The 21,908-nt window shown below is 65.8% G+C and carries 25 protein-coding genes; 17 read left to right on the top strand and 8 right to left on the bottom strand.

All coding sequences use genetic code 11. From position 1 onward, the window contains the following. Positions 1-65: 65 nt before the first annotated feature. From WKC72_RS06175 to WKC72_RS06215, 9 genes are all read left to right on the top strand, one after another. A complete protein-coding gene (locus tag WKC72_RS06175; RefSeq protein ID WP_037242855.1) occupies positions 66-632 on the top strand; it encodes a MaoC family dehydratase in 567 nt (188 codons plus the stop codon). A 183-nt stretch (positions 633-815) separates the two neighbouring features. Then, positions 816-1,694, top strand: coding sequence for an alpha/beta fold hydrolase (locus WKC72_RS06180; protein ID WP_370182050.1), 879 nt, complete (start codon positions 816-818; stop codon positions 1,692-1,694). Positions 1,695-1,892: 198 nt separating this feature from the next. After that, positions 1,893-3,293, top strand: a complete 1,401-nt coding sequence (locus WKC72_RS06185; protein WP_370182051.1) for an MFS transporter — start codon at positions 1,893-1,895, stop codon at positions 3,291-3,293. A gap of 58 nt (positions 3,294-3,351) precedes the next feature. After that, positions 3,352-4,011 (top strand): response regulator transcription factor, encoded by a 660-nt coding sequence (locus tag WKC72_RS06190; protein WP_370182052.1) that lies wholly within the window; start codon positions 3,352-3,354, stop codon positions 4,009-4,011. Positions 4,012-4,029: 18 nt separating this feature from the next. Further along, positions 4,030-5,475, top strand: coding sequence for a HAMP domain-containing sensor histidine kinase (locus WKC72_RS06195; RefSeq protein ID WP_037242852.1), 1,446 nt, complete (start codon positions 4,030-4,032; stop codon positions 5,473-5,475). Further along, a complete protein-coding gene (locus WKC72_RS06200; RefSeq protein ID WP_370182053.1) occupies positions 5,468-6,394 on the top strand; it encodes a TAXI family TRAP transporter solute-binding subunit in 927 nt (308 codons plus the stop codon). The genes WKC72_RS06195 and WKC72_RS06200 overlap by 8 nt, the downstream gene beginning before the upstream one ends. Before the next feature lie 117 nt (positions 6,395-6,511). Then, entirely contained in the window at positions 6,512-7,702 is a 1,191-nt protein-coding gene (locus tag WKC72_RS06205) for a CaiB/BaiF CoA transferase family protein (protein ID WP_370182054.1), read from the top strand. Positions 7,703-7,711: 9 nt separating this feature from the next. Continuing rightward, a complete protein-coding gene (locus WKC72_RS06210; protein ID WP_370182055.1) occupies positions 7,712-8,491 on the top strand; it encodes an alpha/beta fold hydrolase in 780 nt (259 codons plus the stop codon). Between the two features lie 140 nt (positions 8,492-8,631). Next, positions 8,632-9,567 carry a LysR substrate-binding domain-containing protein gene (locus tag WKC72_RS06215; protein ID WP_037242845.1) on the top strand — a complete coding sequence of 312 codons (936 nt, stop codon included), beginning with the start codon at positions 8,632-8,634 and terminating at the stop codon, positions 9,565-9,567. A gap of 9 nt (positions 9,568-9,576) precedes the next feature. Here the strand turns inward: WKC72_RS06215 and WKC72_RS06220 are convergent, their stop codons facing one another. The 4 genes from WKC72_RS06220 to WKC72_RS06235 form a co-directional block, all read right to left on the bottom strand. Further along, positions 9,577-10,728: an acyl-CoA dehydrogenase family protein gene (locus WKC72_RS06220; RefSeq protein ID WP_037231066.1), complete on the bottom strand. Its 1,152-nt coding sequence runs from the start codon at positions 10,726-10,728 to the stop codon at positions 9,577-9,579. A 419-nt stretch (positions 10,729-11,147) separates the two neighbouring features. Further along, entirely contained in the window at positions 11,148-12,350 is a 1,203-nt protein-coding gene (locus tag WKC72_RS06225; protein WP_112299868.1) for an acyl-CoA desaturase, read from the bottom strand. Between the two features lie 42 nt (positions 12,351-12,392). Further along, positions 12,393-12,548 carry a DUF6131 family protein gene (locus WKC72_RS06230; protein WP_174233803.1) on the bottom strand — a complete coding sequence of 52 codons (156 nt, stop codon included), beginning with the start codon at positions 12,546-12,548 and terminating at the stop codon, positions 12,393-12,395. A gap of 56 nt (positions 12,549-12,604) precedes the next feature. Next, a complete protein-coding gene (locus WKC72_RS06235) occupies positions 12,605-12,799 on the bottom strand; it encodes a CsbD family protein (protein WP_037242839.1) in 195 nt (64 codons plus the stop codon). Positions 12,800-13,025: 226 nt separating this feature from the next. On the opposite strand from WKC72_RS06235, the gene WKC72_RS06240 reads away from it, so the two are divergent. From WKC72_RS06240 to WKC72_RS06265, 6 genes are all read left to right on the top strand, one after another. After that, on the top strand, positions 13,026-13,727 hold the full coding sequence (locus tag WKC72_RS06240; protein WP_037242837.1) for a TetR/AcrR family transcriptional regulator C-terminal domain-containing protein: 702 nt from the start codon (positions 13,026-13,028) through the stop codon (positions 13,725-13,727). Between the two features lie 189 nt (positions 13,728-13,916). Next, the gene (locus WKC72_RS06245) at positions 13,917-14,294 is read left to right on the top strand and encodes a YciI family protein (RefSeq protein WP_235214757.1); all 378 of its coding nucleotides are present in this window, start codon (positions 13,917-13,919) and stop codon (positions 14,292-14,294) included. After that, positions 14,291-15,532: an RNA polymerase sigma factor gene (locus WKC72_RS06250; protein WP_370182056.1), complete on the top strand. Its 1,242-nt coding sequence runs from the start codon at positions 14,291-14,293 to the stop codon at positions 15,530-15,532. The genes WKC72_RS06245 and WKC72_RS06250 overlap by 4 nt, the downstream gene beginning before the upstream one ends. Next, positions 15,529-16,413, top strand: coding sequence for a hypothetical protein (locus WKC72_RS06255; RefSeq protein WP_370182057.1), 885 nt, complete (start codon positions 15,529-15,531; stop codon positions 16,411-16,413). Before WKC72_RS06250 ends, WKC72_RS06255 begins: the two co-directional genes overlap by 4 nt. A gap of 103 nt (positions 16,414-16,516) precedes the next feature. After that, complete coding sequence (locus WKC72_RS06260; RefSeq protein WP_112299872.1) at positions 16,517-17,041, top strand: pyridoxamine 5'-phosphate oxidase family protein; 525 nt, start codon at positions 16,517-16,519, stop codon at positions 17,039-17,041. An 18-nt stretch (positions 17,042-17,059) separates the two neighbouring features. After that, complete coding sequence (locus tag WKC72_RS06265; protein WP_112299873.1) at positions 17,060-17,707, top strand: hypothetical protein; 648 nt, start codon at positions 17,060-17,062, stop codon at positions 17,705-17,707. Positions 17,708-17,892: 185 nt separating this feature from the next. On the opposite strand, the gene WKC72_RS06270 is transcribed toward WKC72_RS06265, so the two are convergent. After that, entirely contained in the window at positions 17,893-18,696 is an 804-nt protein-coding gene (locus WKC72_RS06270) for an MBL fold metallo-hydrolase (RefSeq protein WP_112299874.1), read from the bottom strand. 145 nt (positions 18,697-18,841) lie between these two features. Between WKC72_RS06270 and WKC72_RS06275 the strand changes: the two genes are divergently transcribed. After that, positions 18,842-19,972, top strand: coding sequence for a helix-turn-helix transcriptional regulator (locus WKC72_RS06275; protein ID WP_112300353.1), 1,131 nt, complete (start codon positions 18,842-18,844; stop codon positions 19,970-19,972). Between the two features lie 30 nt (positions 19,973-20,002). Here WKC72_RS06275 and WKC72_RS06280 read toward each other — a convergent pair whose 3' ends face one another. The 3 genes from WKC72_RS06280 to WKC72_RS06290 form a co-directional block, all read right to left on the bottom strand. Continuing rightward, on the bottom strand, positions 20,003-20,239 hold the full coding sequence (locus tag WKC72_RS06280; protein ID WP_037242822.1) for a hypothetical protein: 237 nt from the start codon (positions 20,237-20,239) through the stop codon (positions 20,003-20,005). A gap of 87 nt (positions 20,240-20,326) precedes the next feature. Beyond that, positions 20,327-20,656 (bottom strand): branched-chain amino acid transporter permease, encoded by a 330-nt coding sequence (locus WKC72_RS06285; RefSeq protein WP_370182058.1) that lies wholly within the window; start codon positions 20,654-20,656, stop codon positions 20,327-20,329. Then, a complete protein-coding gene (locus tag WKC72_RS06290) occupies positions 20,649-21,389 on the bottom strand; it encodes an AzlC family ABC transporter permease (protein ID WP_112299875.1) in 741 nt (246 codons plus the stop codon). Before WKC72_RS06290 ends, WKC72_RS06285 begins: the two co-directional genes overlap by 8 nt. A gap of 77 nt (positions 21,390-21,466) precedes the next feature. On the opposite strand from WKC72_RS06290, the gene WKC72_RS06295 reads away from it, so the two are divergent. Continuing rightward, positions 21,467-21,907, top strand: a complete 441-nt coding sequence (locus WKC72_RS06295) for an Lrp/AsnC family transcriptional regulator (RefSeq protein WP_005254660.1) — start codon at positions 21,467-21,469, stop codon at positions 21,905-21,907. Position 21,908 lies beyond the last annotated feature (1 nt).

Raw genomic sequence — 21,908 nt, forward strand, 5'->3', positions numbered from 1 at the left:
ACACTCTTCCCTCCGCCGTCGGCCGGGTCGCGTCGTCGGCGACGAACTACCGAAGGAGAACTACCTTGAGCAGCAGCGAAACCCAGGTCGAGCAGTCGGCGCCCCCGGTCACCGGCTGGCCCGGCCGCTACTTCGAAGACTTCGAGATCGGAGACGTGTACCGGCACCCACTCGGCCGCACGGTGCTGCCGGTCGACAACTCGTGGATGACGCTTCTCACCCAGAACACGGCGCCGATCCACTTCGACGCGCACTATTCGAGTCAGACGACGTGGGGTAAGCCGCTCGTCGACTCCACCTTCACCCTTGCCCTCGTCACCGGGCAGAGCGTCACCGACATCTCCCAGCACGTGCACGCCAACCTCGGTTGGGACCGGGTGCGCCTGCCGAATCCGGTGTTCGAGGGCGACACCATCTACTCCCAATCGGAGGTCCTTACCAAACGAGAGTCCTCGTCCCACAAGGACATCGGCATCGTCACCGTGCGCACTATCGGCTACAACCAGGACGGCACCATCGTCATCACCTTCGAACGGACCCTCATGGTGTATCGCAAGGGACACGGACCGCACACGGCGGGCGTCGACCCCAAGTGGGACGACCGGTCACGGCGCGCAGCCGGGATCGAGTAGTTGAACGAGTGGCCGCGCAGGCAGGGCCGGCGCGGCAACAACCTGGGCGGCGAATGCCGAGCGTTTGCTTCAGGCGCAGGGATCTCGTCGAAATGGTGCCGAAGCGTGGCATCCACGTTCCGGCGATGTCGGGCCGTCAGAGTGCGTACTCCCACTGAATACCGATAGCAGGAGACATTCCGCGTGACAGAATTGAAGAGAATGAACAAGTTTCGACTACCGCTCGTAATCGACGGCGTCCAAGTCGAGATCTCGGCGATGTTCCGTGAGGGAACCGGGGTCCCTCTGGTCTTCCTTCACGGGTTCGGCTCCACAAAAGAAGACTATGCAGACGTGATGCAGAGGGCGGAACTCACCGAGCATCCGATTCTCGCCTACGACGCTCCAGGTTGCGGTGAAACCGACTGCGCCGACCTTTCACGAATTTCCATTCCGTTTCTCGTTGCCGCGGCGCTACGGGTGCTGGACGAACTCGAGATCGACCGTTTTCACGTCATCGGGCATTCGATGGGCGGTCTGACGGCACTGATCCTGGGTGACGAACACCCCGACCGGATCGCCTCCTTCATCGACATCGAAGGGAACGTGGCACCCGAGGACTGTTTTCTCAGTCGCCAGATCATCAACCATCCCAACGACGACCCAGAAGGCTTCTTGGCCGGATTCATCGACCGAGCCTGGAATTCGCGGTACTTCTCGAGCGCTCTGTATTCCGCCAGTCTGCGGCACAAGGTCCGGGCCGCTGCCGTGCGTGGAATCTTCGAGTCGATGGTGAAACTCTCCGACCAGGGCGATCTGATGAACCGCTTCCTGGCGATACCCGCGCCCAAGATGTTCATGTATGGACAGCAGAACGCATCGTTGTCCTATTTGGAACACCTGGCTACCCATGGTGTGGAGGTCGCCGAAATTACGGACAGTGGACATTTTCCGATGTACTCGAACCCTCCGGAAATGTGGCGCCGCATCTCCGACTTCATCCGCCGAACACCGGAATTTGTGCCGCCCGCGCCCCCGCTGGCCATGAGTTCGGCTTCCGATACCGGCAGCCCTCTGCGCTGACGTCGGCGACAACGTGCCTGGCACGGTCGCATAGCCGATGTCGATGAGATTCGCCCTCGGCCGCGGTCCGAGCGACCCGCAGCAGTGCCGTCTAAAGCGAATGTAAGGAAAGCGGCTCATCCCTTCCCTCTCGCTGTGGCGGCGACCACATTGGTGTCAGTGACTATGCATCATCACAGCAGTTGAGGAAGGAACATCATGCGACACACGACTTCGAACCCAGCGTCGTCGACCGGCGAGAGGCGGGTTGTTGCGAACGTGGTTCGCGGCTGCATCGGCAACCTCGTCGAGTGGTACGACTGGTTCGTCTATGCAGCGTTCAGCGTGTTCTTCGCGGCGTCCTTCTTCCCGCAGAGCAGCACGACTGCCCAGCTTCTCTCCACCGCACTGGTTTTCGCGGTCGGATTCCTGATGCGCCCGATCGGTGGGTACATCCTGGGCCGATATGCGGACCGGTACGGGCGCAAGAACGCTCTGACGTTGTCGGTGCTGATGATGGCCGCGGGATCGCTGATCATCGCTGCGACACCGAGTTTCGAGGCGATCGGCATGCTCGCGCCGGCGCTGCTGGTGATGGCGCGACTGATCCAGGGACTCTCCGTGGGAGGCGAATTCGCCTCCAGCGCCACGTATCTCTCCGAGGTCGCGACGCCGGGTCGACGCGGCTTCTACTCGAGCTTCCAGTACGTGTCGATCATTCTGGGTCAGCTCGCGGCGCTCGGTGTCCAGATCATCCTGCTGCAGCTTCTGACCATCGACGAGATGCAGGCCTGGGGTTGGCGCATTCCGTTCGTGATCGGCGCTGTCGCCGCCGTGACCGTGATGCTCTTCCGTCGTGGGATGGACGAGTCGGATCAGTACAAGGAGGAAGCGGCCCAGATCGCTGCCGAGAAGGCATCCGGCACGAAGCCGTCGGCCAAGCGCGGCACCCTGCGACTGCTGCTGCAGTACCCGAAGCAACTCGCGATGGTGTTCGGCCTCGCGATCGGCGGCACCGTCGCGTTCTACACGTACACCACGTACCTGCAGAAGTACATGATCAACACCTCGGGGATCGCCCCGGAAACGGTGGCGTGGATCAACTTCGCCGCACTGTTCATCTACATGCTGTTGCAGCCCGTGGCCGGACTGATCTCCGACCGCATCGGTCGCCGCAAGGTCATGTTGTTCTTCGGTGTCGGCTCGACCGTGCTGACCGTCCCGATCCTGACCGTTCTCGGCAACACCACCAATGCGTTCGTCGCGTTCGGCCTGATGATGACCGGACTGGTCATCGTGACCGCCTACAGCGCGCTGAGCGCGATCGTCAAGGCGGAGCTGTTCCCGACGAAGGTCCGCGCGCTCGGTGTCGGCCTGCCGCACGCGATCACCGCCGCCCTGTTCAGTGGCACGGCCGAGCCTCTCGCGCTCGCTCTCAAGCAGGCCGGACATGAATCCGTGTTCTTCTACTACGTCGTCGGGTGCTCGGCACTGACCCTGGTCGCCGCGCTGTTCATGGCCAAGGGCAAGGGCGGCACCACCCTCGATCCCGAGACGGAGAATCCGATCCGCGACGGACGCGAGGAAGACCGCGACGACCGCCGACTCGAGCGTGTCTGATCCCTCGTCCCCCGGCATTGTTCCCCCGGCGCACCGCGGCCGGGGGACAATGCCGGTTATGCGCATCGCGGTGGTCGAAGACGACGACGGCGTCGGCAACGCACTCGTTGCGGGACTGACCCGGCAGGCGCACCAGCCTGTGCGGATGAAGTTCGGGTCCGAACTGTTGCTGCACCACGGCGAGGTGGACTTCGTCCTGCTCGATCTGGGGTTACCGGACCGCGACGGGCTCGAGGTGCTGCGTCAGTTGCGCCAGGTCAGCGCCGTCCCCGTCATCATCCTGACCGCCCGCGACGACGAACGTTCGGTGGTGCGCGGCCTGCGCGGCGGTGCAGACGACTACCTGGTCAAGCCGGCGCGGATGTCGGAGCTCTTCGCTCGCATCGAAGTGGTGCGCCGGCGAAGTATGGCTGTCGAAGGCGGCGCACCACGAGAAGTGGTCACCGGAGACGTCCGCGTCGACCTCGATTCCCGCACCGTCACCGTGGCGGGCACCGAGGTGGACCTGACGTCGAAGGAGTTCTCCCTTCTCGAGATCCTGCTCGAGAACCCGGGGGCTGCTGTCAGCCGTCAGCAATTGATGGATCGGGTCTGGGGGGACGCGTTCGTGGCGGTTTCGCGTTCGCTCGACGTCCACATCGGCACTCTGCGCGCCAAACTGGACCAGCCCGGGTTGATCAGCACCATCCGTGGTTTCGGCTACCGGTGGGTGTGCTGACCTCGGGGTCGAATCGACATGCGCCGACGGTTACTGCTGATTCTCGCGATACTCGGATCCTGTGCGGTCGCGAGTTTCGCCATTCCCCTCGCGCTCGCGACTGCGGACTCGCGGACGCAGGCGTTCACACTCGGCCGCGAGGGAGACATCCAACGGTTCGCCGTCCTCGCCGAGGAGTACGTCAGGACCGGCGACCCCGCCAGGATCGCGGGGGAGGTCGAGGCGTACGACGACGTGTACGGCGAGGGCGTGCTGGTGGTCTCCACGCGGGGTGTACCCACCCTCGGCGTGGGCCTCGACGGCGACGAACCCGGAATCGACGCCGCGATTCGCAGCGGACTGCGCAACGAGCGCGTGTCCACCGTCGACCGGCTGTTCCCGTGGAGCGACGACGAGGCCCTGTTCGTCAAGCCGGTGGGGTCGGGCGCTCAGGTGAACGGCACCATCGTGCTGCGTGCCTCGACCGCCGAGGCCCGCTCCGACATCCTCCGGCAATGGGCGGTGATCGCGGCCGGCGCCGTGCTGGCACTGGTCGCGTTCGGTGTCCTCGCGATCGCCTTGAGCCGGTGGGTGCTCGGACCGCTGGCGAACCTGTCCAAGGGGATCGTGCAACTCATCCGCCGGATGCCCGACACGGGGATGCCGCAGACTTCCGCGCCGCCGCAGTCGGTGCTGCCGGCCACGGCGGCAGGCGGGCCTCCCGAGGTGCGTCGCCTCGCGCATTCGTTCGACGTGATGTCCTCGGCTGTGCTGCGGGCAGCGGACGCGCAACAGCGCCTGATCGCCGACACCGCCCATCAACTGCGGAACCCGCTTGCGGCGTTGCAATTTCGCCTCGACCTTCTGGACGACGGTGTACCGGACAGTGCGCGCGAGGATTATCACAGCGTGACCGAGGAGGCCAAACGCTTGCAGACCATTCTCGACAGCCTTCTCTCGCTCGCCTCGGCCGAGACACCGCGATTCGGGGCCGATCGGTCCGAGGCGGCCTGCGACGCACTGTCGGTGGTAGCCGACCGGGTCGACTTCTGGTCGGTGACGGCCCGCGAACGTGGTGCGCGTCTGGTCACGGTCGCAGCCCCCGACGTCGACCGTGTTCCGGTCGCGATCGCCGAGAACGATCTGTCCCAGGTGCTCGATGTGCTGATCGACAACGCCTCCCGGTACGCAGGCCCACACCCGACCATCGAGATCGGAGTCGTCGTGGAGCCGTCACAGGACCGCTCTCCGGTGTGCGTGTGGGTGGCAGACGACGGTCCGGGAGTTCCGGAAGAGCTGCGCGACAAGCTCACCGGCCGCTTCTTCCGAGCCAGCGACCAGGCCGGAACGGGACTCGGCCTGTCCATCGTCGAGGTCGTCACCGCAGCCTACGGCGGCCGTCTTGTCATCGACGAGGCCCCCGCCGGCGGACTGCGCGTACGCTTGTGGCTCGAACCGCACGTGGAGAAGCTGGACGATGATTAGCCGGCGACAGTTCATCGGCGGTGTGGCCGCAGCGGTCGCACTGTCGGGATGCGCACGTACCCAGCCCACGGGGACATATGAAATCGCGTCCGGGGAGCGCGACGGTTTCCAGGCCGAGTTCGCCGAGTTGCTTGCGGACGTCCCGCCCGCCTCGGGTGGGGATCTCCGGTTGACGGTGCGTTACACCACCGGTTCCCTGGAGAACCTGTCGCTGCTGGCGTCGGGTGAGGTACTCATCGGGCTGACGCTGGCCGACTCCGCCGTCGAGTCGGCCACTAAGATGCTGGCCATCGGCCGGGTGTACGAGAACTATCTCCAGTGCGCGGTGCCCGCACACTCACCCATTCGCTCGATGAGAGATCTTCGCGGTCAGACGATCAGTCTCGGCTCCCCGGGTTCCGGAACCGCACAGACCGGAAGGCGGGTCCTCGAGGCGAGCGGACTGACCGTCGACGACGTGACGGTGCGCCCGGTGTCACTCACCACCGTCCTCGACTCCCTGCGCGACGGTACGGTCGCCGCCGCGCTGTGGGCCGGTGGCGTGCCCACCCCGGCGGCGATGCCGCGGCCGGGGCACGGTCCGGACGGGGGGATCCGGCTACTCGACCTGTCCGTCGAGTACGCCGAGATGCGCAGGATCTATGGGCCCATGTACGAACCGGTTTCGGTTCCTGCCCGGACGTACGGTGACACCGCCGAGACCGCGACGGTGGGGGTTCCCAGTCTGCTCGTCGCCTCGCCGCAGCTGCCCGACGCCGTGGCCGGTGCCCTCGTCGACCTTCTCATCGATCGAGCCCAGGATCTGATTCCCCCCGATACCGTCGGCGCGCAGTTTCTCGACGCCCGATCACTGATCCAGACGGCCGGCGTCCCTCGCCATCCGGGGGCGGTCGAGGCGTACCGCCGCCACCACGGCTAGAAGGCGGCCGGGGACGGCCGACAACCTCAAGTACGTGTAAAACCTGTCATCCACCCGATTGACGGTGGTCGCTACATAGAGGCAAAATGGCCGTACATTTCGAGGAAGGCTGGCTCCATGGCATCGCAGACCGCCCTACCGCTCGCGGGGATCACCGTTGTGAGTATCGAACAAGCAGTTGCTGCACCCTTCGCGACCCGGCAGCTGGCCGACCTCGGTGCCCGCGTCATCAAAGTGGAACGTCCCGACGCCGGCGACTTCGCGCGGCGTTACGACGAGACCGTGCACGGTGAATCGAGTTACTTCGTCTGGCTCAACCGTTCCAAGGAGTCTCTGACGTTGGATCTGAAGTCCGACGAGGGCCGCGACATCCTCGAAAAGCTCTTGTCCACAGCGGATGTCTTCGTGCAGAACCTGGCGCCCGGCGCGGCAGCCAGGATGAACCTCGACGCCCAGTCGCTCCAGCAGCGGTACCCCGCGCTGATTCCGTGCGACGTGTCCGGTTACGGCAACACCGGGCCCTGGTCGGATCGCAAAGCCTACGACATGCTCGTCCAGGGCGAATCCGGTCTGATGTCGCTGACCGGCCCCGACGACTGCCCGTCCAAGGTCGGTGTGTCGATCGCCGACATCGCGGCCGGTATGTACGCCTACAGCGGGATCCTGTCCGCGCTGTACACGCGTGCAACCACCGGCACCGCCCGCGCTGTGGAGGTCGCTCTGTTCGAGGCGCTCGGCGAATGGATGGGATCTCCCGCCTACTACACCGAATACGGTGGCCGGCAGCCGAGCCGGGTCGGAGCGGAACACGCGACGATCGCCCCGTACGGCCCGTTCCCGACCGCCGACGGCACGGTCCTGCTGTCGATCCAGAACGACCGCGAATGGTCCGCGTTCTGCGCCGAGGTGCTCGGCGACGAGTCGATCTCCACCGACCCGCGCTTCTGCCGCAACTCCGCGCGGGTGGCGCACCGTGAGGAATGCAATGCTCTGATCTCCGAGCGGACGCGTCTGCTCAGCACGGACGACGCCCTCGCCCTGCTCGACAAGGTGTCGATCGCCAACGGCAGGCTGCGCACCGTATCGGACTTTCTGTCCCACCCGTCCCTGGCCGGACGTGACCGTTGGCGTGAGGTGGCTACCCCGGGCGGCCCGGTTCGGGCATTGCTGCCGCCCGCGAACCTCAGTGGTGTGGAACCTCGATTCGATCCGGTTCCGGCTCTGGGCGCGCACACCGATGCCATCCTGGGCGAGCTCGGCTACACCGACCGCGCGATCTCCGAGCTGCACACGGCAGACACGGTCTGAGGGACGGAAGTGCCCCATGCAGTGGCGTCCGACGGAACGCGTATCGCGTACCAGGTCAGCGGCGGCGGACCCCCGCTGCTGCTACTCGCCGGTCAGGCCAACAATCACCACTGGTGGGACCGCGTCCGCGCGGACTTCGACACGCACTTCCGCACCATCACGGTGGACTACCGCGGAACCGGAGCAAGTGACAAGCCCGAGACCGATTACAGCACAGTACTGTTCGCCGACGATGTGATCTGCGTGCTGGACTCCCTCGACCTCGAGAGGGCGCACGTCTACGGCACGTCCATGGGAGGCCGGGTGGCGCAATGGGTCGCCGCGCGTCACCCGGAGCGTGTCCGCGCCCTGATCCTCGGCTGCACCTCGCCCGGCGGAACGCACGCGGTGGAGCGCAGCCGCGAAGTCCGAGCGAGCCTGGCGCAATCCGATCCCGGCCGGTCGCGCCACGCCCTGCTGGAGTTGATGTACACGCGGGAGTGGCTCGGTCGAAATCCCGGTCCCTACAACACCCTCGGGGACCCGGACATGCCCGCGCACGCCAAGCTCGCCCACCTGCGGGCCAGCAACGGTCATGACGCGTGGGATGCGCTGCCGTCGATCAGTGCGCCGACCCTCGTCCTGCACGGGACCGACGACCTTCTGTCCTCGGTCGAGAACGCTCCCCTGCTCGCCGAGCGGATCCCGAACTCCCGCATGCTCTTGCTGCCGGGCGCACGGCACGCGTACTTCGAGGAAGCGCACGCTGTCGCGGGGGCCGCGGCGATCGGCTTCCTCGCCGAACCGTGAGAATTCGCTCACGAGTTGGGTTGAGGCGCACTTCATCGTCTGCCTGACCATTGCTATTCTTCGTTGTGATCGATGTCGCTCTTGCATATCGCTTGCTGATGGTGTGGGACGGCGGGTAGCTCGGGAAGGTGGGTCGTCCGGTGGACGTCAAGCAGTTGACTGCGCTCGTTGCGGTGGCGGACGCCGGGAGCGTGACCCGCGCAGCCGAACTTCTCCACTTGGTTCAGCCAGCGGTGACACGCCAAATTCACACGCTCGAACAGGAACTGGGTGTTCCACTGTTCGAACGCAGCCGTGCGGGAATGGAGTTGACGGAGTCCGGCCGGCTCATGCTCGAGCGCGCCCGGAGGGTGCTGTCCGAACTCGAGCGGGCGCGGGCCGAGATCCGCCCGAATCCGGGGGTGCTGCAGGGGATCGTGACGGTCGGACTTCTTTCCTCCACCTCCGAACTGCTCGCCGAACGACTCGTCGCGGCCGTATTGCAGGAGCATCCCGCCGTCCGGCTGCGAATAGTGTCCGGCTACGCAGGACACGTGCGGCAGTGGCTCGATGCCGGTGACATCGACCTCGGCCTGCTCTACAACCTGAAATCCACATCGTCGCTCAACGTGCGAGCACTGCTCGCCGAAAACCTCTGGGCGGTGGCCCCGCCCGACGGCGGGCTCGACACCGGACGACCGGTCACCCTCGAGGAAGTCGCGAGCCACCCGGTCGTGATGCCCAGTGCGCCCCACGGAATTCGGACATTGGTAGCGGAGGCGTGCGCGAGACTCGACATCGGCCTGAACATCGTCGTCGAGACCAACGAGGTGAGCATCCAGAAGAGACTCGTGCGAGCTGGTCACGGCTGGACGATCCTGCCGGGCATCGCCGTTGCCGGTGATGTCGCCAGCGGCCTGCTCAGTGCGGCGCCGCTCCATTCCCCGGCGGTCGAGCGCACCGTCGTGCTCGCGTTGCCGAGCGCCCCCCGGATCCCGCCTGCCGTCCACGCGGTCGCCGATCTGCTCGTCCGCCAGATGCGTGACGCCGTCGAGCGCGGTGAGTGGCCGTCCGCTCACTGGAAGCCGGACAACTAGTCGCTCGAATCAGAGCCCGCCGCGCGATACGAGTTGCGAGACGATGACGTTGCGCTGGATCTCGTTGGTGCCCTCGCCGACGATCATCAGCGGGGCGTCGCGGAAGTACCGCTCGACGTCGTACTCGGTGGAATAACCGTAGCCACCGTGGATCCGGACCGCGTTGAGCGCGATGTCCATCGCCACCTCGGACGCGTACAGCTTGGCCATCCCGGCCTCCATGTCACACCGGTCGCCGCTGTCGTACTGCTCGGCCGCGTGCCAGGTCAACTGCCGGGCGGCCGTCAACTTGGTCGCCATGTCCGCGAGATAGTTGCCGATCGACTGGTGCTTCCAGATCGGCTTCCCGAAACTCTCCCGCTGCTGCGCATACGCGAGGGAATCCTCGAGCGCCGCCGTCGCCACACCGAGGGCCCGGCAGGCCACCTGGATGCGTCCGGTCTCGAGGCCCTTCATCATCTGCGCGAACCCCTTGCCCGGGGTGCCGCCCAGGACCGCGTCCGACGAGATCCGGTAGTTGTCGAACGACAACTCACAGGTCTCGACGCCCTTGTAGCCGAGCTTGGGCAGATCCCGCGACACCGTCAGACCGGGACCGTGCTCGACCAGGACGATCGAGATGCCCTTGTGCTTGGGGCTCGCCTGCGGGTCGGTCTTGCACAGCAGCGCGATCAGGCCGGACCGCCGCGCGTTGGAGATCCACGTCTTCGAACCGGTGATCACCAGGTCGTCGCCGTCGGTCTTGGCGTTGGTGGACATCGCCTGCAGATCCGACCCGCCGCCGGGCTCGGTCAGCGCCATCGTGGCCCGGATCTCGCCGGTCGCCATCTTCGGCAGGTACCGCTGCTTCTGCTCCTCGGTGCCGTACAGCGACAGCAGCTTCGCGACGACGGTGTGCCCGCCCATCGCCCCGGCCAGGCTCATCCACCCACGGGCCAGTTCCTGGGTCACCTGCGCGTAACAGGGCATCGACACCGGCGATCCGCCGTACTCCTCCGGGACCGCCAGACCGTAGATCCCGATCTGCTTCATCTGCTCGATCCACTTCTCGGGGTACTCGTTGGCGTGTTCCACCGCCTGCACCGTCGGCTTCACGTCGCGGTCGATGAAGGCGCGCACCGTCTCGACCAGGTACGCCTCTTCCTCGTTCAGCTTGCCCATCACTCCACCTCGCACTCGCACAACATTTGTACGGCCATATTCTCTGATATGTACGCTTTGGTCAAGTCTCCGCGTTGACATCCACCCGTATTCGGTGCCGCCATTTGGCCCGTATTGCTCCTATCTTTGCTGTTCAAGGCCTCAGAATGAGATCGGAAGCATCGCTGGACCTAATGGCCGTATTTACAGTCCCTTCACAGAACGAATGGCCCATCGATCGCCACGACCTCCCGTCGAGCGAACACCGTTTCTCACGAAAGAGGCGAGCAGGATGTCTCAGCACAGGTTCGAACTCCAGCAGGTCGCACCCTCCGCATCGGACTGGGATTGGCGGATGCACGCGTGATGCCGGTCCATGGACGCCGACCTCTTCTTCCCGTACGAGGGCGAAGGGCAGGGCGCACGCATTCGTCGAGAGCTCAACGCTGGTCCGCGCGCAGCGCGGTGCGGAGACCCGCGCGACGCCCGGTGCCACCGTCGGCGGGCGTGGTGGAGGCTGTGCGGAATTTCAGTTCGGACGCGGTCTCGGGAGCATCATCGGCGGTCGCGGACAGGAACCTGTCCGGGAGTGCCAGCTTGTGGATGGTGCGCAGGGTCAAAAAGTATTGCTTGGCAAGCGAACCGGTGGTGTAAGGCAGATCGAACTTCTCACACAGTGCGCGGACCCGCGTCGCGATTTCCGGGTATCGATTGCTGGGGAGGTCGGGGAACAGGTGGTGCTCGATCTGGTAGCAGAGGTTGCCGCTGAGGAATGCCAGTACGGCGCCGGCTCGGAAGTTGGCAGTGCCGAGCATCTGGCGTAGATACCATTCCGCCCGGGTCTCGTTCTCCAGTTCCGCGGGTGTGAACTTCTCGGCGCCGTCCGGGAAGTGTCCGCAGAAGATCACGACATAGGCCCACAGGTTTCGCAGCAGGTTGGCGGCGAGGTTCGCCTTCAGCGTCCGCCGCCACCGACGCCCGCTGAGGGCGGGAAAGAGCACGTAGTCCTTGCCTGTCTGCCGAACGATCTTGCCGAGCAGGGCTCTTGTGTGGGCAGATTTCTCGGCGGCGGTGCCGGCGCGCTCCTGCTCGGAATACAGCCCATGCAGAGCGATTCCCCATTCGAACGTGGCCGCCAACAACAGGTTCCGCAGCGGTTGCAGCAGATTGTCCGGCTTCCACGGCTGGTCGCGGGTGATGCGGATGACCCCGAATCCGAGGTCGTCGTCCATCCCGACCACGTTGCTGAACACGTGGTGGCGATAGTTGTGGGAGTACTGCCACTGGGACGACAGGCCCGCCATGTCCCATTCCCAGCTGCTGGAGTGGATTTCCGGGTCGTTCATCCAGTCCCACTGGCCGTGGGACACGTTGTGCCCGATCTCCATGTTCTCCACGCTCTTGGCCACCGCGAGAGCCGTGGTCCCGAGGACCCACCCGGCTCGCGCCCGGCTTGCGTGGATCACCAGCCGCGCAGCGGCATCCAGCGCGCGCTGGAAGGCGATCGTTCGGTGGATGTAGGTGGCGTCGCGCTCGCCGAGTGAATCGGTGATGTCCCGCCTGATGGCGTCGAGTTCGGCACTGAGCGCCTCGACGTCCTCTGCGGTGAGGTGCGCGTATTCCTTGATGTCGGATATCGCCATGGTCGACTCCAGACTCCGGAACCACCCCGGATCGGCTGTGCGTCAGTAGTAGTGGCGTCGGCCCGCGACCGCGTGCCCGGCCATGCCCATGACCTCGAGGACCACTCCGATGATGATGAGCGCTATCCCGATGTACAGGAGCACTGGGATGCTGACGACCAAGCCGATTATGGCGAGGATGATTCCGAGAATGATCATGATGACGGCCTGATTTCGGGACGGGGTTGAGTTGTCGGGCAGGTGTGCAGTGCGGGTCAGTGTTTGAAAATGCTCTTGATCTTCTGCCCTGCCTGCTTGGCCTGGTCGCCGGCTTGCTTCATCTTGCCCTTGGCTTCCTGTGAGCGTCCCTCGGCCTCCATGCGCTCGTTTCCGAGCGCCTTCCCGACGGTCTTCTTGGCGGCGCCTTCAGCGGTTTCAGCCTTGTGCCGGATCTTCTTCCCGATGCTCATGGCGATGCTTCTCATCTCTTGGGTCCCGGCCGGCGCGGACGCAGGGAGGTGGCAGATGTGCGTCGATACCGGAGTTCAACACGCCTGCGACTCCGACGATCTCGGACCATCATGAGGCCTCCTACGGCCCACGTTGCACTTACTAAGTCAACGCCGCATTTCGCCACCTGTCAACACTGTAGATCTACGGTTTAGGCCTACAGTAGGAGGGAGGGAAGGTGTCGTGATGGCGAAGGTGCCCGAGCGTCGTTCGATCCACTCCGACGGTGGCCCGATCACCCGTGAGCGGATACTCGGCTGCGCGCTCGAGATCATCGACCGAGACGGAATCGACGGGCTGTCCATGCGCCGCCTCGGTAAAGCACTCGGCCGCGACCCGATGACGCTGTACCGCCACGCCCCGAACAAGGCCGCACTGCTCGACGGGGTCGCCGAGCTCGTCCTCGAAGAACTCGAGGTCGATACCGACGATGGCGACTGGGCCACCCAGCTACGGGAGGTCGCGCGGGGTTTCCGCCGGTTGGCACTCGCCCATCCTCAGGTGGTACCGCTACTGGTCACCCGGCCGCTGTCGACGCCGCTCGGGCTCAGGCCACTCGGCACCCTGCGTCCCCTCGAGAACATCCTGACCCTGCTCACCAAGGCGGGTTTCACCGACGCCGATGCCTTGCACGTCTATCGGGCGTTGTTCGGCTTCCTCTACGGCCACGTCCTCAACGAGCTGCAGGAACTCGTCGAGCGTCCCGACGAGTCCGACGACCTTCTGCGCCTCGGCCTTCACCGCCTGCCGATCGGCGAGTTCCCCCTTCTCCGGGGCCTGGCACCGGTGCTGGCGTCCTACGACGGCGCCGCCGAACTCGAACGTGGAGTCGACATCCTGCTCGCGGGCCTGACCGCGACGCTGACGCAGCCCGACCCCTCCTCCTGACCGATGACGTGAACGCGCGCTGCGAGCGCGGGCCGGGACGATCCTTCCTGTGATTCTTCACCGGACAAGGGGCCACCGAAGGTGTCGACGCCAAAATCGATGTGGCCGAAAACGTCGAGATAGGGTTGGTCTGTTCGTCATTCTCTACAGCCGAAATTGATACGGGTGAGAGGAGGACCTGTGCAGTACATGCTGCTGATCTACAACTGTGAGCGGCCCGAACCGGGTGATCCGGGTTTCGCCGAGGCGCTGGCCCGGGTGAACGCCTTCGCCGACGAGTGCCGTCGCCGCGGCGTCTTCGTCTCCGGGCACCCACTGCAGCCGGAACACACCGCCACCACGGTCAGCGTTCGGGACGGTCGGACACTGATCACCGACGGCCCGTTCGCTGAAACCCACGAACACCTCGGCGGCGCATACGTCCTCGACTGCCGCAATCTGGACGAAGCACTGGAGCTGGCGGCCCTGTGCCCGTTGGCCGAGCAGGGCACGATCGAGGTGCGGCCCATCGTCAGCGTGCCGGGCCTCGACCACCGTCCGGCGAATGTGACGGCCGACGGCGAATGAACGCCGAGCCCGGGCTGCAGCAGGTCTACCAGGAGCACCGGGCCCGGATGCTCGCAGCCCTGATCCACGTGCTCGGCGACTTCGAACTCGCCGAGGACGCCCTGCAGGATGCCTCTGCACTGGCAATGCGCAAGTGGGGCGACACGGTACCGAACGACCCTGTCGCCTGGCTGCTCACGGCGGCCCGCAACAGCGCGATCGACCGGCTGCGGCGGGCCCGGCTGGGCCGAGAGAAGCTCGCCCAAGTGGGTGAACAGTCCAGGGTGGTGACGGCGATGACAGACATCGGGGAGGAAAGCCTGCTGCGCCTGGGTGACGAGCGGCTGAGCCTGATCTTCGCGTGCTGCCACCCCGCTCTGGCGGAGGACGCGCGGGTCGCCCTGACCTTGCAGGCCGTGGCCGGGCTGACCGCCGGGCAGATCGCCCGCATGTTTCTGATCGGGGAGCCGGCTCTGGCGCAGCGCTTGGTGCGGGCGAAACGCAAGATCCGCGATGCCGGCATCAGTCTGGAGGTCCCCACCGATCACCAGCTGTCCGATCGGATTACCGGGGTCCTGGCGGTCGTGTACCTGATTTTCACCCAGGGTTACACCGCCTCCCCCGAGCAGCTCGAACAGAGCAGGCTGTGCGAGGAAGCGATCAGGCTCGCCAAGCTCCTCGCCACACTCGTGCCCGACGAACCGGAAGCGCTCGGACTGGTCGCGTTGTTGCTGCTGCAACACTCGCGCCGCGCCGCCCGCTACGACTCCGCCGGTGATGTGGTGCTGCTGTCGGATCACGACCGCTCACGCTGGGATCGCGCCGAAATCATCGAAGCGATCGGCGTATTGGATCGGGCACTACGCCTCGGAAGACCGGGTCCGTACCAACTGCAGGCCGCGATCGCCGCTGTGCACTCTCAGGCCGCTTCGGCTGATCACACGGACTGGCCGGGGATCGCCGCCCTCTACGCCCAGTTGCTCGAGGTCGATCCGTCGCCGGTGGTGGCGTTGAACCACGCCGTCGCCATAGCCATGGCGTCCGGTCCGGAGGACGGACTGGCACTGATCGACGGCATCGACGGAATCGACCGCTACCACCTGCTGCACGCGGCACGAGCCGACCTGCTGCGCCGCCTCGGCCGGACCACCGAGGCGGCAATCGCCTACCGGCGGGCACACGAACTCGCCGGCAATCCCGCAGACCGGCGATTCCTCGCCCGACGTCTGCTCGAACTCGACCTGACGGAGCCCCGATGAGACTGTCGATTCTCGACCACGGCCACACCCGACGCACCAAGTTGTTCCTCACGCTCACTTCCACCGTGTCGCGTGTGGACAGCCCCGATATCGTGAAGCTCCTGCTGTACCGGCCGGGCTTCCTCACCCGTCCGCTGTTGGAGCTCACCGCCGACGCGATGCGCGGGCAGTCGTACTGGACCGCCGCGGAACGGGAGTATCTCGCGATGTGCACCGCGCAGTTGCACCGCTGCCCGTTCTGCATCGACACGCACGCCGAGCTCACCCGAATCGCCGGCCACGGCGAGATCGACCCGGACAATCCCGCGTCGGCACGGCCCCAACTGGCCGCCGTCCGCGAGTTCCTCGACAGGACAACCCGCACGCCGGACCGCGCCGACATCGCCGGAGTTGCCGACCTGCCCGAACAGGCGCTTCTGGAGGCATTGCGTGTCAACCTGGTGTGGAACATCGTCAACCGCCTGGCCAACGCGTTCGGCTTCACTCTCCGAGAAGGCCAGTTGCACAGCGGCACCCGCTCCCTGCACCGATTCGGCTACCGCTTTCCCGGGTTCCTGCTCGCCGATGGCGAGAAACCCGACGACAGTGGTGATGTCGTGGTCAACCTCCGCCATTCGGTGCTGGATCGGCCCGCCACCACCGACCCGGCTCTGCGCATCGCCGCCGCGGCGGGCGACCCGCTTCCCGAACCGTGGCAGACGTACGCCGCGACGGTCCGCGACGCCTCGTACACGATCACCGACACCGACATCCGCCGGCTCCTCGCCGCCGGACCGACCGAGGATCAGATCTTCGAGGTCACCGTCGCGGCGGCGGTCGGCGCGGCACTGGAGAGTTTCGATGCCGGAATGTCCGCACTGGGGAACAAGTCCACGAGCTGAGTCGAGAAACCCCATTCCTGACACAGGATGTCAGGGTCTCGGTGCGAGCATGATTCCACCGGTCGACGCCCCTGGATCGACACAGATACAGACAAGGACCTCCATGCGCGAAACACGAGAAGAGCTCGAAGAGCTCCAGACCCTCCTCGACGCCTCCCTGTCCCGCTCCACCGCACATCTGCGTTCGATCATCACCACCGAGAGCACAGTCACCGCAGAGCAGCTCACCCGGATCGTCACCGGCATGTGCACCCTCGCCCTGTCCACCGTCACGGCCAAGGGCGAACCGCGGATCAGTGGTGTGGACGGGCACTTCCTGCACGGGAAGTGGCACTTCGGCACGGCGCGCGGCGCCGCCAAGGCCCGCCACCTCGCCGCCCGGCCTGCCGTCAGCGCCGCGCACATGCGCGGTGAGGACCTGGGCGTCTTCACGCACGGCACGGTGGAGATCCTCAACCCCCAGGACGGCGAGCCGGCCGCGGACTGGCCGGACCTGCTCGCCTACTTCAAGAGCTTCTACGGCGAAGATTTCTTCGACTGGGACAACGACGTGGTCTACTACCGGCTGCATCCGCACTGGATGACCGTCTACGCCGCCGATCTCGATGCGGCGCCGGTTGCCGGGTGACGCGGTACCGTCGGCCGGGTGGCTCTCATCCATCACGCTCAACTGTGTCCGTCCAAGGCCGAGATGCTCGGTGACTGGGTTCCTCGCCAGTCCTGGATCGGGTCCGCCGACGCGTCGTCCCTGGAAGTCGTCGGGGCGTACCGGTTCGACGATCCCGCCGGGGAGGTCGGCATCGAAACCCACCTGGTCCGGACGGCGGACGGGCAGGTCGTGCAGGTGCCGGTGACCTATCGCGGTGCCCCGATGGCCGGCGCGGAGGCGTCGTTGATCACCACGATGCAACATTCCGTGCTGGGTGAGCGCTGGGTCTACGACGCCTGCGCCGACCCCGTGTACGCAAGTGCGCTCGCGACGGCCATCCTGACGGGAGGGACCGAGGCGGAACTCGAGTTCGCCACACCCGGCGAGCGCCGAGAGGTGACCACCAGGGTGTCGGGTAGCGGCTCACCGGGCTCGACCGTGCCGGTCGTCGGTGCCGTGACCTGTGCGAATGAGGGAACGACCACCGTCATCACGACGGCCGCGATCGGCATCCGGGTGTTCCGGGTGATCGATCCGGATCGGGTCGCGGACCTCGGCTCGCACACCCTGGAGGGCACCTGGCCGGGCCGAGGTGCGCCGGCGCTGCTCGCGATCGCGCATCCGACGGCTGACCGCGACGTGTGACGCCGGAAGGGGCGGAATATCTCCGAGGGCGGTACAGTTGAACCCGTCGACGGTGTCGGACATACCCCGGGTACCACATTAAAATTGTCGCCGAGAGCGACCACTTGCCGAGAGGCGATATGACGGCACCGTCGCAGAGGCCGCCGGCACCGTTTGGTGTCGGCGGCTTTCTTTTGCCCTCGACCTCACCCGACCGGCTCGAATCCGGCCAGCATCTGCTCGAGTGCGGCCTGGTCGGGCCCGATGAAGGGGTCTGCCTTCGGTGCCTCGGCGAGCATGTCCAGAAACTCGGCGGTGCGTCCGTCCGCCGGGGGGAGGTGGGTGCTGAGGATCCATCGCGGGGCGAGTGCTCGGAGCGCGGCGACGGTGCGCAGGAACTTCGTCTCGTCCACCAGGTGCACCCAGGGACTGTCGACGGTGGCCCACAGGTGCTGCGCGGCACGGACGGTGCTGGGTGCCGAGTACCCGACGTCGTTGGCGGTGGCGAGTTCGGCGGTCTCCATCGGCGCCCCGAAACAATCCGACGAGAAGCAGGCCTCGCTGCGGTCGTCGTAGAAGCCGACGGTGCTGGGATTGTCGAACAGCGGGGGCCGCAGCGCCGTCAGTGTCCGATCGCCGACGTCGAGGGATTGACCCGGATTGAGCAGGTAGACCCGGTCCATCGGGACGGGCCGTGCGCAGGACATGATGCCTACGCCCGCGAACGTCGTGATCAGGCGGGCGCGCGGCGCCGCGTCGAGTAGGTCGAACAGCGCGCCGGTGTGATCGCGGTCCGGATGTGTCAGCCAGATCCACTCGACGTCCGCGGGGTCGAGCACCGATCCCAGGGCGTCCATGAAGCCGCGTCCGGGCAGGCTGAGTCCGGTGTCGACGACGACGGGTTCGGCGGCGTGGAGAACGTATGCGTTCACCGGTAGGTGCCCGATCCCCGGTACTTCCAGTTCGTCGCCGAGTACCGTGAGGTCGCGTCGGATTCTGTTGATACGCATGGGATTGCCTTTCGCTCGTCGGGGCCGTCGCGGAGTGGAACCTGTCACCGACGCTAGGAGCGGTGGAGCGGGCGCACCATTCCACAATTCTGGTATTTCCGGCGCCGATCCGCGCTCGTACGCTTGACTCGTGAGCGTGGATTCCGTGCAGTGCGCGGCAGACAAGGTCGCACGATTGTGCGCCGCACCCCGCGGCCTGGTGTCGCTGTGGCGGGACGCGTCGGATGTCGTCGCCGGTGTCGTCCCGTACTACTGGACGCCGTGCTGGTTCACCCTCGACCCCGTGTCCATGCTGATGACCAGTCACTATCACTTCGGCATGGACGAATTTCCCGGGGAATGGCTGGCCGCCGAGTACTACGAGGACGACGTTCAGTCCGTCCCCGACGTAATGCGGTCCGCCGAAGGGATTTCCACGTTGCACGAAGCCGCGCACGGTGATCCGTCGGGAAGTCCGCGCTGGCGGAGGAACCGGACCCTCGGCGGTGACCAGGAGTTGATTGCGCGGTTACGCACGCGCTCGGGAGAAACCTGGGGAGCGCTGAGCCTCTATCGCGACGAGGGGATGCCGATGTTCTCGGAAACCGAGAAGTCGTTCGTGCAGGAGATCGCGCCGGTCCTCGCGGGCGGTGCCCGCCGTGCACTGCTGTGCGGGCAGGCCGAGGAACCGGAGTATGCCGATTCGCCGGGTCTACTCGTCCTCGACGAGAACTGGAACATCGAATCGGCGACGCCCGGGGTCGACCGGTGGATGGTGGATCTGCCGGGCGGGGACTGGGATCGGGGGGAGTTGCCGGCTGCGGTGATCACTCTCGCCGGTCGTGTGTTGCGGTGCGTGGAAGACCGCGACCGGCTGGGCGACGTGGCCATCTCGCGGGTGCTGTCGCGGTCGGGGGCGTGGTTGGTGCTGCACGGGGCATGCCTGACATCGACGGGCAGGCGGCGGATCGCGGTGATCGTGGAGCCGGCGCATCCGAGCCGTCTGTATCCGCTGCTGATGTCGGCGTACGGGCTGACCGAGCGCGAGAAGGAGGTCACGTCGATGGTGTTGCAAGGGGCGTCGACTTCGCAGATCTCCGCCGAACTACACGTGTCGGCTCAGACCGTGCAGCAACATCTGAAGAGCATCTTCGACAAGACCGGCGTGCACAGCCGACGCGACCTGGTCGGCAAGGTGTTCTTCCATCACTACGAGCCGCGGTTCCGCGACAACGAAAAGCGGACCGCCGCGGGTAGGCCTGTCCGCGGCGGTCCCTGGCCGACGCAGAGCAGTTGAGTTTCGATCCGGGTCAGTCGGGGCGGAGGCCTACTGCTCCTTCTTCAGGCGGGCGGCCAGCATGGCCTTGCCCAGATCGCCACCCTTCCGGCTCACGGCTTGGGCGCGGCGGAAGAAGTCGGCCAACTCGGCGTCGCCGTCCATGTCGGCGTCCGAAATGTAACCCTCGAGACGCAGAGCGTTGCTCAGTGACGCTTCGACGAACCAAATCAGGTTGTAGTCCTTGTCCCGAATACCCGTCACCGAACGTGCATCTTGTTCGCTCATCAGTGCGTCCTTCCCGAGAAACGGCCGACTGTCTTGTGGTTCCTGCCTACCCGTGTGGTTGCATCGTAAACGTGAGGCGCGCCGGGCTCAGGCGAATGCCCAGTTCATCAGGACGACATACAGCCCGGTCCCGACGACGATCGAGAGCACCGCATTCTTGCGCCACAGGTGCACCGCGGCCGTCGCACCCACCGCGATCAGTTCGGGGATCCCGTGCGACGGGGCGGTGACGGAGACGTTCTTCAGGGAGTACGCCACCAGGATCAGCATGATCCCGGCCGGCAGGTAGACACCCAGATAGCCGACGAGCGCGGACGAGCGGAGCGGCATGACGATCACGAAGGGGACGGCGCGCAGGGCGAACGTGACGAGCGCCATGATCGCGATGGCCGCGAGGATGTAACCGGGGTCAGGCATCGGTGCGCACCTTTCGCCGGGCGAGGAAATAGCGGACGACGAGCAGGCTCACGAAGGCGCCCATCGCTATCGGCAGCATGTGTCCGGGGTCGACGAGTCGCGCGATCAGCGCGCACATCACAGCCATCGAAGGAACCGCGAAACCGCTCTGGGCGCGGATGGCCTCGATGGACAGCACGACGAACAGTGCGGTCAGCGCGAAGTCGAGACCGACGATGTTCTCCGGGATCCATTGCGCCGCGGTCGCTCCGAGCATCGCTCCACCGATCCAGTACGCGTGGAGATATAACTGCGAGTACACGATGACCCGGCCGGACATCGACTTCCGGTCGCCGGTGACCGTCATGGCGTAGGCCTCGTCGGTCAGCGCGAACATGCTGTAGAAGCGGGCGAGCCGGCCCTTCACCCTGTCGAGCGGAAAACTCAAGGCGTAGAACACGTGCCGGAAATTCACCAGCAGCGCGGTCAGTGCGATGTACGGGAGCGGCGTCATTGCGGCCACCATGCCGACCGCGATGAATTCGAGGGAACCGGCGTAGATCAGCGAGGTGAAGACCATCGCCCACCACGGGTTGAACCCCTGCTGGACGACGAGCACCCCGAGGGCGATCCCCAGGGGGACCAGCCCGATTCCGACGGGGAGGGACGCCTGCAGGGCGCGACGCCACTCGGGCTGCCGGGGGCCGGAGTCGACGACTGCGGTCGTCGAGAGGGTTGCTGGATCGATCACCACGCAAATCTATAGCAACTATCCAGGTGCGCGATTGCGAGCAAATGCCCATTCTCCGCACTCTGCGCAATAATAGTTCAATGGATGACATCGATCACGCAATTCTGGACCACCTGCGGAATGACTCCAGTCTGACCAACACGGAATTGGCGGATCTAGTGGGTCTGACTCCCTCCCCGTGCCTGCGCAGGGTCAAGAAGCTCGAGGCGGACGGAGTCATCACCGGCTACCGGGCCATCGTCAGCCAGGAAGCGCTCGATCGGGGTTTCCAGGTGATCGTCACCGCCGAGATCGGTGTGAACGACCAGGCGACCATCGAGCAGTTCGAGTCCCGGGTCGCCGCCTTCGACGAGGTGATCGAATGCCGGAGGCTGTTCGGGATCCCCGACTACTTCATCCGGGTGGCGGTTCGCGACCTCGCGACGTACGAGAACTTCATGGCCACCAAGCTCAGCGGGCTCCCGGCGGTGTCGCGGGTCACCTCGTTGATCACGATGAAGACCATCAAGAGCGCCGACTGAG

The sequence above is a fragment of the Rhodococcus wratislaviensis genome (genome assembly GCF_041228765.1).
GTDB lineage: Bacteria > Actinomycetota > Actinomycetes > Mycobacteriales > Mycobacteriaceae > Rhodococcus_F > Rhodococcus_F wratislaviensis.

Coding starts and splice junctions, on each gene's coding strand:
- WKC72_RS06185 (WP_370182051.1), top strand. CDS start 1,893: ATGCGACACACGACTTCGAACCCAGCGTCGTCGACCGGCGAGAGGCGG.
- WKC72_RS06190 (WP_370182052.1), top strand. CDS start 3,352: ATGCGCATCGCGGTGGTCGAAGACGACGACGGCGTCGGCAACGCACTC.
- WKC72_RS06195 (WP_037242852.1), top strand. CDS start 4,030: ATGCGCCGACGGTTACTGCTGATTCTCGCGATACTCGGATCCTGTGCG.
- WKC72_RS06200 (WP_370182053.1), top strand. CDS start 5,468: ATGATTAGCCGGCGACAGTTCATCGGCGGTGTGGCCGCAGCGGTCGCA.
- WKC72_RS06205 (WP_370182054.1), top strand. CDS start 6,512: ATGGCATCGCAGACCGCCCTACCGCTCGCGGGGATCACCGTTGTGAGT.
- WKC72_RS06220 (WP_037231066.1), bottom strand. CDS start 10,728: ATGGGCAAGCTGAACGAGGAAGAGGCGTACCTGGTCGAGACGGTGCGC.
- WKC72_RS06225 (WP_112299868.1), bottom strand. CDS start 12,350: ATGGCGATATCCGACATCAAGGAATACGCGCACCTCACCGCAGAGGAC.
- WKC72_RS06230 (WP_174233803.1), bottom strand. CDS start 12,548: ATGATCATTCTCGGAATCATCCTCGCCATAATCGGCTTGGTCGTCAGC.
- WKC72_RS06235 (WP_037242839.1), bottom strand. CDS start 12,799: ATGAGCATCGGGAAGAAGATCCGGCACAAGGCTGAAACCGCTGAAGGC.
- WKC72_RS06240 (WP_037242837.1), top strand. CDS start 13,026: ATGGCGAAGGTGCCCGAGCGTCGTTCGATCCACTCCGACGGTGGCCCG.
- WKC72_RS06245 (WP_235214757.1), top strand. CDS start 13,917: ATGCTGCTGATCTACAACTGTGAGCGGCCCGAACCGGGTGATCCGGGT.
- WKC72_RS06250 (WP_370182056.1), top strand. CDS start 14,291: ATGAACGCCGAGCCCGGGCTGCAGCAGGTCTACCAGGAGCACCGGGCC.
- WKC72_RS06255 (WP_370182057.1), top strand. CDS start 15,529: ATGAGACTGTCGATTCTCGACCACGGCCACACCCGACGCACCAAGTTG.
- WKC72_RS06260 (WP_112299872.1), top strand. CDS start 16,517: ATGCGCGAAACACGAGAAGAGCTCGAAGAGCTCCAGACCCTCCTCGAC.
- WKC72_RS06270 (WP_112299874.1), bottom strand. CDS start 18,696: ATGCGTATCAACAGAATCCGACGCGACCTCACGGTACTCGGCGACGAA.
- WKC72_RS06280 (WP_037242822.1), bottom strand. CDS start 20,239: ATGAGCGAACAAGATGCACGTTCGGTGACGGGTATTCGGGACAAGGAC.
- WKC72_RS06285 (WP_370182058.1), bottom strand. CDS start 20,656: ATGCCTGACCCCGGTTACATCCTCGCGGCCATCGCGATCATGGCGCTC.
- WKC72_RS06295 (WP_005254660.1), top strand. CDS start 21,467: ATGGATGACATCGATCACGCAATTCTGGACCACCTGCGGAATGACTCC.